A 17,467-nucleotide genomic window follows, 5' to 3' on the forward strand; every position below is an offset into this window, starting at 1 on the left:
AGTAACGAGTAACGAGTAAATTTTGAAGGGTTGGCGTTTAACGTCAATCCTTTTTTATTGCCTATAACACGGCGCTAGTAGAGATTCCCTACTCCTTCCTTCGTCAGTCTAGGGAATGACGGTTAAATATGAGTTTCGTCTGGTTTGTCATCCTCAAGAGTGAGGTACGAGCGAATTGGGGATCTCTTACCTGCTAAGCTCCAAATAACAGACACAAAAAAGCGGAGCCAAATGGCTCCGCTTTTATCGATAGAATGCAAAAAGAATTACTTCTTAGTAAGCTTCTCTTTAATACGAGCTGACTTACCAGAACGCTCACGTAGGTAGTACAACTTGGCACGACGTACTGCACCACGGCGTTTAACTTCGATGCTATCAACCATTGGAGAGTGAGTTTGGAACGCACGCTCTACGCCTTCACCGTTCGAGATCTTACGAACTGTGAATGCAGAGTGTAGACCACGGTTACGAATAGCGATTACAACGCCTTCGAAAGCCTGTAGACGCTCACGGTCACCTTCTTTTACCTTAACCTGAACTACAACAGTGTCACCTGGTGCGAATTTAGGAAGGTCTGATTTTAGTTGCTCTTCTTCAAGAGCCTTGATGATGTTGCTCATTTGTATAAATTCCTAGAATAAACTGATACTAAATTTAATAGGTTACTGCTTGCTTTTCGTTAAGAGCGTTGCTCTTTAATGAATTCAGCCAGTAATTGTTCCTGTTCGTCAGTCAGAGCTAGGTTTTCCAGGAGTTCTGGTCTTCTTAGCCAAGTTCGGCCCAACGATTGTTTTAATCGCCAGCGACGAATGTCCTTATGGTTTCCAGACTTGAGTACCGATGGTACATCTTTATCGTCTAGCACCTCAGGGCGCGTATAATGGGGACAATCTAGCAAACCATTTGCAAAAGAATCTTCTTCTGCTGAAGCGAAATCTCCAAGTACACCCGGAACAAACCGAGATACTGAATCAATCAGCGTCATGGCTGGCAGTTCGCCACCCGTCATCACAAAATCTCCAATCGACCATTCTTCGTCAACTTCAGATTCAATGATGCGCTCATCTACCCCTTCATAGCGACCACAAATAAGAAGTAAATTCTCGTTTGTTGCCAGCTCTTCAACACCTTTCTGGTCGAGTTTACGACCTTGAGGTGAAAGATAGATGACTTTCGTCTTTCCCGGTGCTGCTTGCTTGGCAGTTTTGATAGCGTCGCGCAAAGGCTGAACCATCATTAACATGCCAGGACCACCACCGTAAGGTCTGTCATCAACAGTGCGATGTTTATCATGAGTGAAATCACGAGGATTCCATGTCTCAATAGATAAAAGACCTTTTTTAACCGCTTGACCTGTTACTCCAAAATCAGTAACAGAACGGAACATTTCAGGAAAAAGGCTAATAATGCCAACCCACATGTGTTCTCTCGCTCTGTAATTTGGAGTTAGAATCCAGGATCCCAGTCAACTTCGATCCGGCGAGCTTCGCGATCAACTTTCTTGATCACTTGCTCTTCAAGGTACGGTACTAACCGTTCCTTTTGGCCAAAAGCATCTTTAAGATTTGCTTTGATTACTAGAACATCGTTCGAGCCAGTTTCTAATAGGTCAGTGACCTCACCAAGGTCGTAACCTTTAGTGGTAAAAACTTGCATACCGAACAATTCGCGCCAGTAGAATTCATCTTCTGACAATTCAGGTAACGAAGCAGGGTCAATAGCAATTTCAAAGTTAGTCATCAGTTGCGCGTCTTCACGAACATCTAATCCCGCTAGCTTACATACATAACCTTGGCCATGACGTTTCCAGCTCTCAACTTTGTACTCAACCCACTTACCCTTTAGGTTTAAATACCAAGGGCTGTAATCAAATATGCTTTCAGCATTGTCTGTGTAGGAGAACACTTTGAGCCAGCCACGAATACCATAGGTAGACCCAAGTTTACCCATGACAATTCTATTATTTTGCTCGCTCATAGTTTCTTTACCCTTCATCGACATAAGCTATTTCTCTTTAAAAAAGAATTAAGCCGCTTTTTGAGCGTCTTTAACTAGCTTAGCTACACGATCAGATAGAGATGCGCCTTGACCAACCCAGTGGTTAACGCGATCTAGGTCTAGACGTAGACCTTCTTCTTGACCTTGAGCTGTAGGGTTAAAGAAACCTACTTTCTCGATGAAACGGCCAGTTGCAGCGTTACGGCTATCCGCAACTACGATTTGATAAAATGGGCGCTTCTTTGCACCGTGACGTGCCAAACGAATGGTTACCATGTCGTCCTCTTTGCTTTCTTAATAAAATAATTAACCCCAAGTATAAGTAAATAGCTTGGGGTCTCGTGCCAAATTAAAGCCCCGGAATTTTACTCTTATTCCGGTGCAATGCAAGGGCTTTAGCTATTTTTTCACCAACATAGCTGCCGTACACTTTCTGTGACACGGCTAACACTATGAAAAGTAACGTAGCTAAAGCTTACATTTGTAGATTATCGACCAAACGGGTTAAAGCCACCACCCATTCCGCCCATACCTCCACCGCCGCCCATCATGCCTTGCATGTTGCGCATCATGCCTTTCATGCCACCTTTCTGCATCTTCTTCATCATCTTCTGCATTTGGGTGAACTGCTTAAGCATACGGTTTACATCTTGTACCTGTGTACCAGAACCAGCGGCAATACGCTTTTTGCGAGAGCCTTTGATTAGGTCAGGGCGTTGACGCTCTTTCATGGTCATAGAGTTGATGATCGCTTCCATTTGCTTGAACATCTTGTCATCAACTTTATCTTTAACGTTATCTGGTAGCTGAGACATGCCTGGAAGCTTATCCATCATGCCCATCATGCCGCCCATGTTTTGCATCTGACCTAGTTGTTCACGGAAGTCTTCAAGGTCAAAGCCTTTCTTCTCTTTGAACTTCTTAGCCAGTTTCTCTGCTTTCTCGGTATCAACGTTTTTCTGTAGGTCTTCAATAAGAGACAGTACGTCGCCCATACCTAAGATACGAGAAGCTACACGATCTGGGTGGAACGGTTCTAGTGCGTCAGTCTTTTCACCAACACCCAAGAATTTAATCGGCTTGCCTGTGATATGACGAACAGACAGAGCAGCACCACCACGCGCATCACCATCCACTTTCGTCAAGATAACACCGGTTAGTGGTAGCGCATCACCAAAGGCTTTTGCAGTGTTCGCAGCATCTTGACCTGTCATTGCATCAACAACGAACAGTGTCTCTACTGGTTTAATTGCAGTATGAAGCTCTTTGATCTCGCCCATCATCTCTTCATCGATAGCCAAACGACCCGCAGTATCGACAAGTAGCACGTCGTAGAATTTCTTCTTCGCGTGGTCGATTGCAGCGTTTGCAATATCAAGAGGTTTTTGATCAGCTGAAGATGGGAAGAAGTCTACGCCAACATCGCTTGCTAACGTTTCAAGCTGTTTGATTGCCGCTGGACGGTAAACGTCGGCAGACACAACCAAGACTTTCTTCTTGTCACGCTCAGTTAGAAGCTTAGATAGCTTACCTACCGATGTGGTTTTACCCGCACCTTGTAGACCAGCCATTAAGATAACGGCTGGTGGCTGCGCTGCTAGGTTAAGAGCCTCGTTAGACTCACCCATCACCGCTTCAAGTTCAGCTTGAACGATCTTAATGAATTCTTGACCAGGCGTTAGAGATTTAGAAACCTCAACACCCACAGCGCCTTCTTTTACGCGCTTAACAAAATCGCGGACAACGGGCAGTGCAACGTCGGCTTCAAGTAGCGCCATACGTACTTCACGCAGCGTCTCTTTAATATTGTCTTCGGTCAGACGACCTTTACCGCTGATGTTCTTCAGCGTTTTGGATAGACGATCCGTTAAATTATCAAACATAGTTTTCTCTTCGCTCAAAACTGCGACTATTACTGTGAGTATACATTAGCGCGGATTAGAGTCATACCCGTTGTAGAGCGTTAATCATCCGTGCTTGTGATGTGAGACATTATTCACTTGGAATTGAATGAGGTTCGCCATAGCCCCAAAGAGCGATGCGAGGTATAATTCGCCAATTAGTAATCATTAAAATGGATACCATGGACAGTCTTATTGCGATCGCAGCAGCCTTTCTTTATACAATGGCGATTTCCACGATCATTCCAGGTCTCGTGCACCAAACAGGAATCCGTGTAAAAACGGTGTTTATCAGCGCATTACTTGCTCTAGCTTTCCATGCTTGGTTGCTTGGCGATTTGATTTTTAATGCCAGTGGCCAAAACCTCAGTATCTTGAACGTTGCTTCATTAATCAGTTTAATCATATCTGTGGTAATGAGCGGTGCAATGCTCAAAACCCGTCTGTGGTTTATCTTACCCGTCGTCTATAGCTTCGCTGCGCTGAACTTGATGGCTGCCACTTTTCTTCCAAGCACCTTCATCAAACATCTAGAGAATGACCCAAAACTGCTCGTGCACATCTCTTTGGCTCTATTCTCATACGCAACGTTAACTATCGGTGCGCTATACGCCCTGCAACTTGCGTGGCTAGATCACAAACTTAAAAAGAAAAAAGCCTTAGTGATAAACCCTAACCTACCTCCTTTAATGATGGTGGAAAGACAGCTTTTCAAGATCATTTTGATTGGTAATGGCTTATTAACAGGTACCTTGTTAACGGGTCTCATCTTCGTGCAAGATATGTTTGCTCAAGGAAAGGCACACAAGGCTGTGTTGTCTTTTATCGCTTGGGTTATCTACTCCATCCTTCTGTGGGGTCACTATCAGAAAGGTTGGCGTGGACAGAAAGTCACTTGGTTCGCACTGGCCGGCGCCAGCATGCTCACATTGGCCTACTTCGGTAGCCGCTTCGTTCAGGAAATCATCCTGAACTAGTCTGTAAAATAAAGGCAAGGTCTCACACACCTTGCCTTTAAAATATTGAGTCCGTTAGATTCAATTGACATCTCGACCATGTTCGGTCATAAATTAATCAAGATACACAAATAGGAAAAGAATAGTTTTGGACGACATATCAACGGGTATCTTATTTGCGCTACTCGCGTGTCTCATTGTAATTTCTGGTTATTTCTCTGGTTCCGAAACGGGCATGATGTCCTTGAACCGCTACCGTTTAAAGCACTTGGCCAATACGGGTCATAAAGGTGCCAAACGCGTAGAAAAACTTCTGAACCGCCCAGACAGATTGATTGGCCTCATTCTCATCGGCAACAATCTCGTCAACATTCTTGCATCTGCGATCGCTACTATTCTTGGTATGCGCATCTACGGGGATATCGGTGTGGCTATCGCTACTGGTACCCTGACTCTCGTGATCCTAGTATTCGCCGAGGTAACCCCAAAGACCATCGCTTCTCTATTTCCTGAACGTGTCTCTTACGCGAGTAGTATCCTTTTGATGATACTGATGAAGGTGCTATCACCATTGGTGATCTTAGTGAACTTCATTACCAACGGCTTCATTCGTATCTTAGGCGTTAAAGCCAGCCATGATGCAACCGACCACTTGAGCTCCGAAGAGCTTAGAACCGTGGTAAATGAAGCCGGTAGCTTAATCCCTCAACGTCACCAAGATATGTTGGTGTCTATTCTGGATTTAGAGCACGTCACCGTGAACGACATCATGGTGCCGCGTAATGAGATTACTGGTATCGACATCAATGACGACTGGAAATCGATCGTTCGTCAACTTACCCACTCGCCTCATGGTCGCGTAGTGCTGTACCGTGACCAAATAGATGAAGTGGTCGGCATGCTTAGGCTGCGTGAAGCTTACCGTCTGATGCTTGAAAAGAACGAATTCAATAAAGAAACCCTGTTGCGTGCCGCGGATGAGATCTACTTTATTCCTGAAGCGACACCACTCAATATTCAACTGCTTAAGTTTCAACGCAATAAGCAGCGCATCGGTTTGATTGTTGATGAGTATGGCGACATCAATGGTTTGGTTACATTAGAAGATATTCTAGAAGAGATCGTAGGTGAGTTTACCACCTCAATCACCCCAAGCTTATCTGAAGAGATTACTCCGCAAAGCGATGGCAGCTTCTTGATTGAAGGCAGTGCCAATATCCGAGATATCAACAAAGGCTTACAGTGGGCACTGCCTACCGATGGCCCAAGAACGCTGAATGGTTTGATACTGGAACATCTTGAAGATATTCCTGAGAGTCACCTGAGTGTTCAGGTTGCCAGCCACCCAATGGAAATTGTTGAGCTTGAAGAGAACCGCATCAAACTGGTTCGCGTGTTCCCACAGATCGTGAACGGCTAACTGAGTTATCACTGAATCTCTGTCTCGCCCTAAAATACGTTGACGAAAAAGGCCCGGTTCATTGAACCGGGCCTTTTAGTATCTAACTCGCCCTATCTAGGGTAGCTATCAATGACTAGTCGATCTTAAGCTCTTGCAGCATAGACTCTGGCAGTGCCAGTTCATCATTCTTGTTTACAGAGATGCCTGCAGCGATGATCGCATTCGCGATCTCTTTCGCTTCATCCAAAGAGTGCATTGCCGCGGTACCACATTGGTATTCGTTCAGCTCAGGGATCTTATTCTGGTTCTCAACTTTCAGTACGTCTTGCATCGCTGCCAACCAACCGTCAGCCACTTGTTGTTCTGTAGGCGTACCAATCAGGCTCATGTAGAAACCAGTGCGACAGCCCATCGGTGAGATATCGATGATCTCTACATCTGAACCGTTCAATTGATTACGCATGAAACCAGCATATAGGTGCTCTAGAGTATGGATACCTTTCTCAGATAGGATGTCTTTGTTTGGCGCAGTAAAACGCAGGTCAAACACAGTGATGGTATCCCCTTTTGGGGTTTGCATTGTTTTAGCAACACGAACGGCAGGTGCGTTCATGCGTGTGTGATCAACAGTGAAACTATCTAATAAAGGCATTGCTCTTCTCCATGACGGCTGGCTTTAGAAAAACCAGCTTCGATTGTCTTCTAGTTCTTTGCGGCACTGTTTCAGCTGCCATCCATAATCTTTTGCTTGCTGTTCGACTTTGCGCGCCACCTTAATTAGCGATGGCTTGCTGTTGTATGACTTACGCTTATAACCACCACGGCCTTCATGATAAGCCAGGTATTGGTTATATGGGTCCCATAGTGAGATGCCCAATTGACGACGCGTCTCGCTGGTATACCAACCGATGAACATCAATGCATCATCAAAGTTGGTTCTTGAACCACCGTTATTGGTCGCCTTTTGGAAGTCTTCCCAAGCAGGATCTTGAGCTTGTGCATAACCGTAGGCACTGCTTACACGCCCCCACGGTATAAAGCCAAGAATGTAATCTTTAGGTGGGCGCGCATCATGACGATAGCTACTCTCTTGTTTCACAAAAGCCATCGCAACGTTAATCGGCGTTCCCCATTCTTCTTGCATATCCAAGGCATCTTCATACCATGAAGGGTGCTCTCGAAAGATGCTACACAAATTATCTTGCTGCTTTGGCGGTGGCGTTGCACATCCAACCAACAGGCTAGAGACAACACCAACAGTCACTACAGGTAACCATTTACTACTCACTCGAGTAGGCTGACCTAATAAGGCTTGCTTCCTTTCCACCAAAGTCTCGCTATGCTTTTAAATACGAAAAATAATCCGCTAAGAAGCTATCAAAATCTTGAGTGCTTGCTTCTTCACTTTGTTGCTGAGCAATCACAGAACGTTGAACTTCTGCTTCCATCAACTCAGCTGAATATACTTTGTATTGGTGAGCTTTGTGTTGCTGAGCGTACGTTTTACCTAACGCGCAACCCACTTTACCTAAGCCGCCCAATTTTTTGGTCTCTTCTAGCAACTGGCCAGAAATAGTTAGCTCAGGGTTATCAATCCAAGCCTCAAGCGTATCGCATGTTTCTTGGTATGCACGACCGCCTTGTTCTGCGTCCATCATTTCGGCAATAGAGCGTAGATCTTTAAATACACGCTTCGCCCAATCTTGCAGAGACAAGCGCTCGCCATGACAACCAATTTGCAGCTCTAGACCAGCTTGACGACCTTCTAAGATCACCTTGTTCCAGTTGTCGCGCCAGCACTCAAGTTCGCAGTTATCCATCTCAGCAGAGTCTGTTAGTACACTCCACGTTAGGAATAGATCCAAGAAGCGAACTTGCTGTTCGGTGATACCGATTGAGCTGAATGGGTTTACATCTAAAGAACGAACCTCAATGTACTCAACACCACCGCGTGCCAATGCTTCAGATGGTTTCTCACCACTCTTCGCCACACGCTTAGGGCGGATTGGAGCGTAAAGCTCATTTTCAATTTGCAGTACGTTGCTATTCAACTGACGGTATTCACCATCAACCTTAGTGCCAATCTCGGCAAATTCTTCTGATGGTGTGCGAATCGCTTGATTCAAACCTTCAAGGTATTGGTCTAGGCTGTTGAAACCAATCTTCAACACACTTTGCGCACTGTTCGTGTAGCCAAGGTCGCTCAGGCGCAGTGCCGTTGCTTTTGGCAGATACAGTGTCTCGCCAATCTTTTCAAAAGGCAGGTTTGTCTCTCTTCCTTTGATGAAAGAAGAACATAGCGCAGGTGAAGCACCGAAGAAGTATGGGATTAACCAACCAAAGCGGTAGTAGTTACGAATCAAACCAAAGTAAGCATCTGACTTAGATTCACAACGCGCTTCTTCAGTTTGCTCTCCAAACAGGCTATCCCAAAAGCTTTCTGGGAAAGAGAAGTTGAAGTGAACACCAGAGATAATCTGCATCAGGCTACCGTAACGACGTTTTAGGCCTTCACGATATAGGGTCTTCATCTTACCGTTATTCGAGGTGCCGTATTGCGCTAGCTGAATGTAATCTTCACTGCCAACGTAACAAGGCATAGAAAGCGGCCATAGTTTTTCGCCGTCTAACTTGGTTTGCGTGAAGTGGTGGATATCAGACAACTGATTCAAAAGCGTCGGAACGTCGTTAGAAACAGGCGTGATAAATTCCAGTAGCGACTCAGAGAAATCGGTCGTTACCCATTCGTTCATCAACGCAGATCCCAAAGCCTCAGGGTGCGGCCCAGTAGCAAGGTGCCCATCTTCCGTGTAGCGTAATGTTTCCCTTTCAACACCACGACCAAATTGAGAGAAGGTCTTAGGGTTGGTTGCAACTTGCTTTAGTCGCGCAGCAAAATCAGTCAAAATTCAGTTCACTTATCTTATATTGTTCTGATTAGAACTATCATAAATTAGGTTGGAGGAGAAAAGTAGAGTCTCTTCCCTCCCCCTTTAATGTGTACTCTAACGAATGATTTCAAGCTCTTCTATTGGAATATCTAACTTTTCTAATTGCGGGCGAAGCGAAGTCGCGTCACCAACAACGATTATTTGATAATCATTCGGGTCAAACCATTTCTTAGATAGCTCGTTTAAGGTCTCTTTTGAAACCGTTTCAACTATCTGATTACGCTGTTGTAGGTAATCTTCATCAAGGCTCAATGCAACAATATTACTCAACAACCCCGCCTTTTGACTTGGCGTTTCGTATTTAAGTGCATCTTGTTGACCGACGGCAAGGCGCATAAATTTCACCTCTTCGTCAGTTAATCCACTTTGGCTAAACTCATTCAGCTCATTAATAAACTCTTGAATCGATGGAACCGTCGCATTCGCCCTTACCTGCGCGCTAAATACCACTGCGCCAGTTTCACGAGTACTTGCGAAGTAACCGCTTGCACCGTAAGTGTAGGCTTTGTCTTCACGTAGGTTCTGGTTGATACGGCTATTGAAGTTGCCCGCTAAGTTAAAGTTAGCTAACTGGCTCAAATACAATTCACCCGTTGCATCAAACGGCAGGCCTTTACGAACCAAGCGAACAATGCTTTGCGGCGCACCCGGTTTATCGACTAAGTACAGGTGCTGACCAGAAAGCTCTTTGACGATCTGTGGACGCGTTAATGGTGCCGCATCGCCTTGCCACTCTTCAAAGAATTGTAGCTGTTTCCCTACCTCTTTCTTCGAGATGTCTCCCACAACAACAATATTGGCACCTTCTGGTGTGTAATGTTGCGCATAGAATTTTTTCACATCGTCTAAGGTCAATTTCGATAGAGATTCCTTAGTACCATCACTTGCACGAGCAAAAACAGTGTCACCAAACAGCACTTCACGGGTTGCTTGAGAAGCCATCCAACTTGGCTGCTGATGCTGATACACAACGCCTTCTAGCATCTGTTTCTTAACGCGCTCAAAATCTTGCTCATCGAACTTAGGATCGAATAGAACCTCTTGCACAATCGCTAAGGTTTGAGGCAAGTTTTTCTCTAGCGTCGAGACTGAAATATCTGTGGTGTAGCTGCCCGCACTAATGCTCACGCTGCTACCAAGTTTATCTAAGGTCGCTTGTAACTCTTCAACGGTTCGTTTAGTTGAGCCTTCTTCCATCATCGAAGCCGTTAGGTTCGCTAGGCCTTCTTGCCCTTTGCGAACATAGCGTTCGCCTGCAGGCAATTGAATTTGCAGCTGTACTGTCGGCGTTTCACTGGTCACGGTACCAATTAAGTCAGTGCCATTTGCAAAGTGCATGCGGTACAACTCAGGCATGGTCGCCTCAACACCAAAGTTCACTTCTGGCATCACACTGCGATCAAAGGTATCCGGTGCCTTTCTGAAATCCAGTTGATCTTCCGTCACCTTGCTGTATTCCGGCAACGTACGTGGTGGCGTGGTAAAGGTCGCTTCACGAACCGCCAAATCGAGCTTTTTCTTAGGAACCACACTCAAGGTAACCTTGTGCTTACCTTCGATGAAATCTTGGTATGCCTTGCTCACGCTCTCAGGCGTCACCGCTCGGATTTGATCGAGTTGTGATTCAATGCGATCAGGCTGACCATAGAAGGTTTGGTTCGACGCGAGTTGCGACACCTTACCTTTAACGCTTTGCAATGCAAAAACAGCATTCGCTTCGGCCATGCCAGTGATCTGGTCTAAACGCTCTTGCTCAACGCCCTCTTTCGAGAATTGCTCCAGGGTATCCATCAGCTCTTTATTGAGAACCGTCAAATCGCCTTTTTCACCTGAGTTGCCCATTGCATACACGTACATGGTACACGCCAACTCAGCACAATCATGGAAAGAGCCAGCGCTGACGGCCTTCTGCGTTTTTACGAGGTTTTGATATAGGTAACTGTTGGTACCTGAACCTAACACGTTAGACAATGCATTCAGTGAAGCTTGCGTCTCTTCACCGCGATACGTTGTTGGCCACCCCACCAGCACCATCGGCTGACGAATATTGTCTTCTAAGGTGATGTATTTATCTTCTGTTAGAACAGCAGGTTGCTTCTCTGCCGCCTTCACTTCAGGGCCTTGAGGAATTGAACCAAAGTACTTGTTAACCCATTCTAGCGTGTCATCAACGTCGATATCACCACCAATCGTTAACACGGCATTGTTTGGGCCGTACCAACGCAGGAAGAACGCTTTAAGATCATTCACGTCAACACGGTCAAGATCTTCAACATAGCCGATTGGTTGCCAAGAGTAAGAGTGACCTTCAGGGTAAAGCGCTTCGCCCATGCGTTCCCACATCAAGCCGTAAGGACGATTTTCGTAGCTCTGCGCTCGCTCGTTCTTGACCGTGCCTCTTTGAACCTCAAATTTCTTCTGAGAAACAGCATCCAACAAGAAGCCCATTCGGTCTGATTCTAACCACAACATTTTCTCAAGTTGGTTAGAAGGAACAGTTTCAAAATAGTTGGTGCGGTCACGGTTGGTCGTGCCGTTTAACGAGCCACCCGCTTCGGTAATGATCTTAAAGTGCTGTTGGTCACCAACGTTCTCTGAACCCTGGAACATCATGTGCTCAAAGAAGTGAGCAAATCCCGACTTGCCTATCTCTTCACGTGCTGAACCGACGTGATAAGTTACATCAACATGCACCAACGGATCGGAATCATCAGGGGAAAGAATAACTGTCAGACCGTTTTCAAGCTGATACTTGGTGTAAGGAATCACTACTTTATCTTTAGAGGGCTTAACCTCTTCTAACAGAGTGACACCTTCAGGTAACGAGGAAAAGAAGGGCGTTGAGCTAGGTACATTGTAAGAACAGCCAGCAATGGCGATAAGAGAAAATGTACCAAGTAAAACCTTTTTCATAGGTTCTCCTTAGAAAAAACCGAAGTAGATAGAAGCAAGTAAGCTATAGCGAGCGGCTTTGCCAATCGCTATCAAAATAACGCTAGGGATGAATTTCATTCTTAGCCAACCCGCAGCGAGACACAAAGGGTCACCAATGATCGGTAACCAACTAAATAACAGTGTCCAGTAGCCATAGCGACTCAGCCAAGCCATAGCCTTATGACCATGCTTTTCAGATTGAGTTCGATTAGGCAACCACAAACCAATCCAATAGTTAGTCAGGCCGCCTAAGGTATTGCCTAATGTCGCCACCAGAATGATCGATGAGGTTGAAAACTGATCTAAGCTCAATGCAGCCACAAGGCTAGCTTCTGAACCACCGGGTAGTAACGTGGCACTCAAGAAGCCACTGATGAAGAGTACCCACAGCGCCGAGTCCGAGAACCACAGCGCGATATTTTCAAAAAGGGAGTTAAAAAATTCTAACACTGCCTATCAACTTTCTTGCATTTTAAGTAGCACCTTGCCTCTGGTGTGTCCGGTTTCAACCTGCAGGTGCGCCGACTGCGCCTCGTCTAACTGGTAGATACCTTGAATTTCTGTTTTGAGCAATCCGACACTGACCATGTAAAGCATGGTGTCCATTTGCTCAGGGTTTGGTTCAACCAGCATGCCTGATGCAGTAAAACCTAATAGTGTTGCTTTCTCACAGATAAGTTCTGCAGATAGAGTCGGTACTGTCACTACTCGCGCGCCATCTTTTAGGCACTTCAATGCATCAAGCGCGGTATCGCCACCGACCAAATCAATCAACACATCGACATCAGATACTCTTTCTGATGCTGGCGCAAACTTATAGTTAATCGCGTGAGCACCTAGCGTCGCAAGGTAATCAAGATTGGCTTCGCTGCAGGTTGTGTAAACCTCAGCTTTTGCTGCCACTGCAATTTGAACCGCAAGGTGACCAACGCCGCCCGCGCCCGCTAAAATAAGCACGCGGTCGCCTTCTTTCACTTCGGCTTTGTTGAGCGCTTGTGCCGCTGTTTGACTCGCAAGTGGTAATGCAGCTGCCGCTTCTAGAGTGACAGAATCAGGAACCATACTTAATGCAGCTTCTGGAACACACACATATTGGCTGTAACCGCCACCTTGCAGTGGAAAACCAATAAAGCCAGCCACGTTATCACCAACAGTAAAGCGTTCAGCCTGTTCGCCTAGCGAGACAATTTGCCCTGAAATATCGTAGCCAGGCACCCAAGGCAGGTTATCTTTGTTTTGTGCTGCCGCCCAACCAAGACCCGCTCGGGTTTTGACATCAATCGGATTAATGCCTGAAAAGGAAACTTTAACCACCACTTCTCCAGCCTTAGGCTCAGGGATCGCACTGGTTTGAATACTTAGGTTTTCGACGCCGCCGAATTGAGTAATCGCAATCTGTTTATTTTCCATTCCACATTTCCTTGATTGATAAAAGCCCTAGTGAGCAAGCACCTTAATTAATAAAAAGAAAGGGATGCGAAAGCATCCCTTTGACTATAAACCATTTAATAAGGCTAAGTTAACCGCTCATTCGTAAATTGACGACCAATTAACGTAACGATACATGACCCAGCAAATCCACTAGCCCACGAGAGCTAATAGAATGCCCGCCGCAACCGCACTACCAAGTACACCGGCTACGTTCGGACCCATTGCATGCATCAATAAGAAGTTCTGAGGGTTTGCCTCAAGACCAACCTTGTTCACAACACGTGCCGCCATTGGAACCGCCGATACGCCAGCTGCGCCAATCAGTGGGTTGATGTCCTCTTTCGAGAATCGGTTCAACACCTTAGCCATCAATACACCACCCGCCGTACCGATACTGAACGCGACCGCACCTAAACCTAGAATACCCAGTGTTTCTAAGTTCAAGAACGTATCCGCTTGAAGCTTAGAACCAACCCCTAGACCTAGGAAAATAGTTACAACGTTAATCAGTTCGTTTTGAGCTGTTTTTGAAAGGCGATCAACCACACCCGCTTCACGCATTAAGTTACCCAAACAGAACATACCAACTAGAGGTGTTGCTGAAGGTAGGAACAAAATCGTCATCAGTAGTACAGCAAGCGGGAAAAGAATCTTCTCGGCTTTGCTAACGTGACGAAGTTGAGCCATCTTAATTTTGCGCTCTTCAGGAGACGTTAACGCTTTCATGATTGGTGGCTGAATGATAGGAACCAAAGCCATGTAGCTATAAGCCGCTACTGCAATGGCACCTAAAAGATCCGGAGATAACTTGCTTGCCAAGAAGATCGCAGTTGGGCCATCGGCACCACCAATGATCGCAATTGACGAAGCATCGGCCATCGAGAACTCCATTCCTGGAACGTAGTTCAGCAAGATCGCGCCAAATAGCGTCGCGAAGATACCAAACTGAGCCGCAGCCCCTAGCCACAACGTTTTAGGGTTCGCAATCAACGCACCGAAGTCCGTCATCGCACCAACACCCATAAAGATCAGCAGTGGGAAAATACCTGTCTCAATACCAATGTAGTAGACGTAGTAGAGCAAACCACCTGGATCAGTAAACCCAGCATTTGGAATGTTTGCTAATACAGCACCAAAACCAATAGGCAGTAGAAGTAACGGTTCAAATCCTTTACGAATTGCCAAAAACAACAGTAAGCAACCAACCAGCATCATACAGATCTGGCCGAACTCAAAGTTCGCAATCCCTGTTTCAGACCATAAGGTCATCAATCCTTCCATGGTACTCCCTTACGCTAAGCTTAGTAGTGGAGCGCCTACAGTAACTGCATCGCCTTCTTTAACATTCAATTCTTGAACGATACCACCACGAGCAGCACGAACTTCCGTTTCCATCTTCATCGCTTCTAGGATTAGTAGAACGTCGCCTTCAGAAACCTCAGTACCCGCCTGAACGTTTACTTTAAAGATGTTACCCGCCAATGGAGCTGGAACCGCTTCAGCGTCAGACGCTGCTACTGGTGCAGCCTGAGCAGGTTTTGCAGATGGCGCCACCGATGTCAGTTCACCTTGTGGGCCAACTTCAACATCGTAAACTTGACCATCAACCTTCACGCTGTAGCTTTCAATACCACCAGAAGCTTGTACAGGAGCTGCAGCAACTGGAGCCGCAACTTCTAGCGTTGGTGCAGGTTCAAATGCTTCAGGATTACGACGGTTCTTAAGGAACTTAAGACCCACTTGTGGGAAGAGCGCGTAAGTCAGTACATCATCAACCGTATCTTCAGCTAGAGAGATACCCTCTGATTTCGCTTTCTCTAACAGATCCGTCGTTAACGTATCCATTTCAGACTTAAGTAAATCAGCAGGACGACAAGTAATCGGCTCTGCACCGTCTAGAACTTTCGCTTGCAGTTCAGCATCCACTTCAGCAGGAGCTTGACCGTATTCACCTTTCAGTAGACCAGCAGTCTCTTTCGTGATGCTCTTATAGCGTTCGCCCGTTAAGACGTTAATAACCGCTTGAGTACCGACAATCTGAGAAGTTGGTGTTACTAAAGGAATGTAACCAAGCTCTTTACGTACGCGTGGGATCTCTTCTAGAACTTCATCCATGCGATCGGCGGCGCCTTGCTCTTTAAGCTGGCCTTCCATGTTAGTTAACATTCCGCCAGGAACTTGAGCGATTAAGATGCGAGAATCGACACCTTTTAGCTGACCTTCCCATTTCGCGTACTTTTTACGTACATCACGGAAGTAAGCCGCGATGGGTTCGATTTGGTCTAGTTTAAGATTCGTGTCGCGCTCTGTACCTTCTAACATCGCAACAACCGTTTCGGTTGGCGTATGACCGTAAGTACAGCTCATTGAAGAAATAGCGGTATCTAGAATGTCGATACCCGCTTCAACGGCTTTAACCGCTGTTGCAGTCGATAGACCAGTTGTCGCGTGGCTATGCAGTGCTAGAGGAACGTCACACGATGCTTTGATACGTGTAATCAGCTCTTCTGCTTCATACGGCTTTAATAAACCTGACATATCTTTGATACATAGTGAGTGACAACCTAGGTCCTCTAGGCGTTTGGCCAAATCAACCCAAGTATCTGAGTTGTGAACCGGACTGGTTGTGTAAGACAACGTACCTTGAGCGTGGCCACCAACGTCGATCGTTGCTTTCACTGCTTTTTCAAAGTTACGTACGTCATTCATCGCATCAAAGATACGGAATACGTCCATGCCGTTTTTATGGGCACGTTCAACAAATTTTTCTACTACATCATCCGCGTAGTGACGGTAACCCAACAGGTTTTGACCACGCAGTAGCATCTGCATTGGTGTGTTTGGCATCGCTTTTTTAAGTTCACGTAAACGCTCCCATGGATCTTCTCCAAGAAAACGGATACACGAATCAAATGTCGCGCCGCCCCAAGTCTCTAGAGACCAGTAACCGACTTTATCCAGTTCTGCCGCAATTGGCAGCATATCTTCGATACGCATACGAGTAGCAAATAGTGACTGGTGCGCGTCACGAAGTACCACATCTGTGATAGCTAGTGGTTTAGACATGCTCATAAACTCCTTTTTAATCCTTTAAATGCTACTTAGCAGTAGACGCACGGTATTGATGAACCGCGGCCGAAATTGCTGCCACTACCTGTGGACTAACAGCTGAAGGGTTTGATTGTGATTTTTGAATTTTTTTAGGTGCTGCGATCGGCTCTGGTACTTCTTCTGGTACCAGTTTTGACATCAACCGAACGAGGTAAACTAGAATAGTTAGGAAAATAAAGACAACGGACATCCCCGTTATCATTAGAGTCGCCGCATCTCCTAGCAGGCTTCCAATATTAGTCATGTTGCTTCCTTTCTTCGTCATCCTGACATACGTACAGGATTTCAGCGAATAGTGATCCCGACCCATGGATTATCTCGATTGGTAAAAGTTTGTCAATTTTGTTTAAGGTTCTGTTACGGATAACGCACACATAAGGTTAATTATTCGCCTATCAGATCACATAAATCTGTCAAATACGTCATTTTTAGATATTTAAACTGTGACTTAAACGGGGCTTTTCTGGGAATTGATATGAGAAAGGTGGAATAACAAAGAAGCAATCAAGAACTACTTTAAATACAACAAGTTAAACAACGAACAAATTTAACATTGCCGCAACAAATTTGCAGCAGACATAAAAAAAGCCTCGTATAAACGAGGCTTTTTCTAATAATGTGGCGCGCTCTGGAGGATTCGAACCTCCGACCGCCTGGTTCGTAGCCAGGTACTCTATCCAGCTGAGCTAAGAGCGCACGGTTTTAATATCAATTCATTGTTACTAACAAGAGATCAATATAAGGATTTCATTCTTATAAGAAAAAAGCCCTAAATAGTGGCGC

The 17,467-nt window shown here is 45.6% G+C and carries 16 protein-coding genes and 1 tRNA gene; 2 read left to right on the forward strand and 15 right to left on the reverse strand.

Annotation, left to right across the window (positions count from 1 at the left end; genetic code table 11):
* Positions 1 to 266 precede the first annotated feature (266 nt).
* From rplS to ffh, 5 genes are all read right to left on the reverse strand, one after another.
* Positions 267 to 620, reverse strand: a complete 354-nt coding sequence (gene rplS, locus AB4623_RS00725; RefSeq protein WP_004735514.1) for a 50S ribosomal protein L19 — start codon at positions 618 to 620, stop codon at positions 267 to 269.
* 59 nt (positions 621 to 679) lie between these two features.
* Positions 680 to 1,420 carry a tRNA (guanosine(37)-N1)-methyltransferase TrmD gene (gene trmD / locus AB4623_RS00730; protein WP_102319880.1) on the reverse strand — a complete coding sequence of 247 codons (741 nt, stop codon included), beginning with the start codon at positions 1,418 to 1,420 and terminating at the stop codon, positions 680 to 682.
* A gap of 26 nt (positions 1,421 to 1,446) precedes the next feature.
* Positions 1,447 to 2,001 carry a ribosome maturation factor RimM gene (gene rimM, locus AB4623_RS00735; protein ID WP_017063236.1) on the reverse strand — a complete coding sequence of 185 codons (555 nt, stop codon included), beginning with the start codon at positions 1,999 to 2,001 and terminating at the stop codon, positions 1,447 to 1,449.
* A 24-nt stretch (positions 2,002 to 2,025) separates the two neighbouring features.
* Positions 2,026 to 2,274: a 30S ribosomal protein S16 gene (gene rpsP, locus AB4623_RS00740; RefSeq protein ID WP_004410028.1), complete on the reverse strand. Its 249-nt coding sequence runs from the start codon at positions 2,272 to 2,274 to the stop codon at positions 2,026 to 2,028.
* Positions 2,275 to 2,486: 212 nt separating this feature from the next.
* Entirely contained in the window at positions 2,487 to 3,881 is a 1,395-nt protein-coding gene (gene ffh, locus AB4623_RS00745; RefSeq protein WP_010435884.1) for a signal recognition particle protein, read from the reverse strand.
* 200 nt (positions 3,882 to 4,081) lie between these two features.
* On the opposite strand from ffh, the gene AB4623_RS00750 reads away from it, so the two are divergent.
* Complete coding sequence (locus tag AB4623_RS00750) at positions 4,082 to 4,876, forward strand: inner membrane protein YpjD (RefSeq protein ID WP_019825854.1); 795 nt, start codon at positions 4,082 to 4,084, stop codon at positions 4,874 to 4,876.
* Between the two features lie 127 nt (positions 4,877 to 5,003).
* A complete protein-coding gene (locus AB4623_RS00755) occupies positions 5,004 to 6,275 on the forward strand; it encodes an HlyC/CorC family transporter (protein ID WP_017063233.1) in 1,272 nt (423 codons plus the stop codon).
* Between the two features lie 115 nt (positions 6,276 to 6,390).
* On the opposite strand, the gene luxS is transcribed toward AB4623_RS00755, so the two are convergent.
* The 10 genes from luxS to AB4623_RS00805 form a co-directional block, all read right to left on the reverse strand.
* On the reverse strand, positions 6,391 to 6,909 hold the full coding sequence (gene luxS, locus AB4623_RS00760) for an S-ribosylhomocysteine lyase (protein ID WP_017056597.1): 519 nt from the start codon (positions 6,907 to 6,909) through the stop codon (positions 6,391 to 6,393).
* Positions 6,910 to 6,933: 24 nt separating this feature from the next.
* The gene (locus tag AB4623_RS00765) at positions 6,934 to 7,584 is read right to left on the reverse strand and encodes a hypothetical protein (protein WP_017629422.1); all 651 of its coding nucleotides are present in this window, start codon (positions 7,582 to 7,584) and stop codon (positions 6,934 to 6,936) included.
* A 10-nt stretch (positions 7,585 to 7,594) separates the two neighbouring features.
* A complete protein-coding gene (gshA, locus tag AB4623_RS00770; protein WP_102428513.1) occupies positions 7,595 to 9,163 on the reverse strand; it encodes a glutamate--cysteine ligase in 1,569 nt (522 codons plus the stop codon).
* A 99-nt stretch (positions 9,164 to 9,262) separates the two neighbouring features.
* A complete protein-coding gene (locus tag AB4623_RS00775; protein WP_372145512.1) occupies positions 9,263 to 12,121 on the reverse strand; it encodes a M16 family metallopeptidase in 2,859 nt (952 codons plus the stop codon).
* A gap of 9 nt (positions 12,122 to 12,130) precedes the next feature.
* Positions 12,131 to 12,592, reverse strand: coding sequence for a YqaA family protein (locus tag AB4623_RS00780; RefSeq protein ID WP_372145514.1), 462 nt, complete (start codon positions 12,590 to 12,592; stop codon positions 12,131 to 12,133).
* Between the two features lie 6 nt (positions 12,593 to 12,598).
* Positions 12,599 to 13,552 carry an NADP-dependent oxidoreductase gene (locus tag AB4623_RS00785; RefSeq protein ID WP_017065778.1) on the reverse strand — a complete coding sequence of 318 codons (954 nt, stop codon included), beginning with the start codon at positions 13,550 to 13,552 and terminating at the stop codon, positions 12,599 to 12,601.
* A gap of 171 nt (positions 13,553 to 13,723) precedes the next feature.
* Positions 13,724 to 14,854 (reverse strand): sodium ion-translocating decarboxylase subunit beta, encoded by a 1,131-nt coding sequence (locus AB4623_RS00790; protein WP_019825842.1) that lies wholly within the window; start codon positions 14,852 to 14,854, stop codon positions 13,724 to 13,726.
* Positions 14,855 to 14,863: 9 nt separating this feature from the next.
* Entirely contained in the window at positions 14,864 to 16,639 is a 1,776-nt protein-coding gene (gene oadA / locus AB4623_RS00795; protein WP_017059560.1) for a sodium-extruding oxaloacetate decarboxylase subunit alpha, read from the reverse strand.
* 31 nt (positions 16,640 to 16,670) lie between these two features.
* The gene (locus tag AB4623_RS00800) at positions 16,671 to 16,928 is read right to left on the reverse strand and encodes an oxaloacetate decarboxylase subunit gamma (RefSeq protein ID WP_004741884.1); all 258 of its coding nucleotides are present in this window, start codon (positions 16,926 to 16,928) and stop codon (positions 16,671 to 16,673) included.
* Positions 16,929 to 17,303: 375 nt separating this feature from the next.
* Positions 17,304 to 17,380: transfer RNA gene (locus AB4623_RS00805), tRNA-Arg, on the reverse strand.
* Positions 17,381 to 17,467 lie beyond the last annotated feature (87 nt).

This window comes from Vibrio sp. 10N.222.52.C12, assembly GCF_041474215.1.
In the GTDB taxonomy this organism is placed as follows: domain Bacteria; phylum Pseudomonadota; class Gammaproteobacteria; order Enterobacterales; family Vibrionaceae; genus Vibrio; species Vibrio crassostreae_C.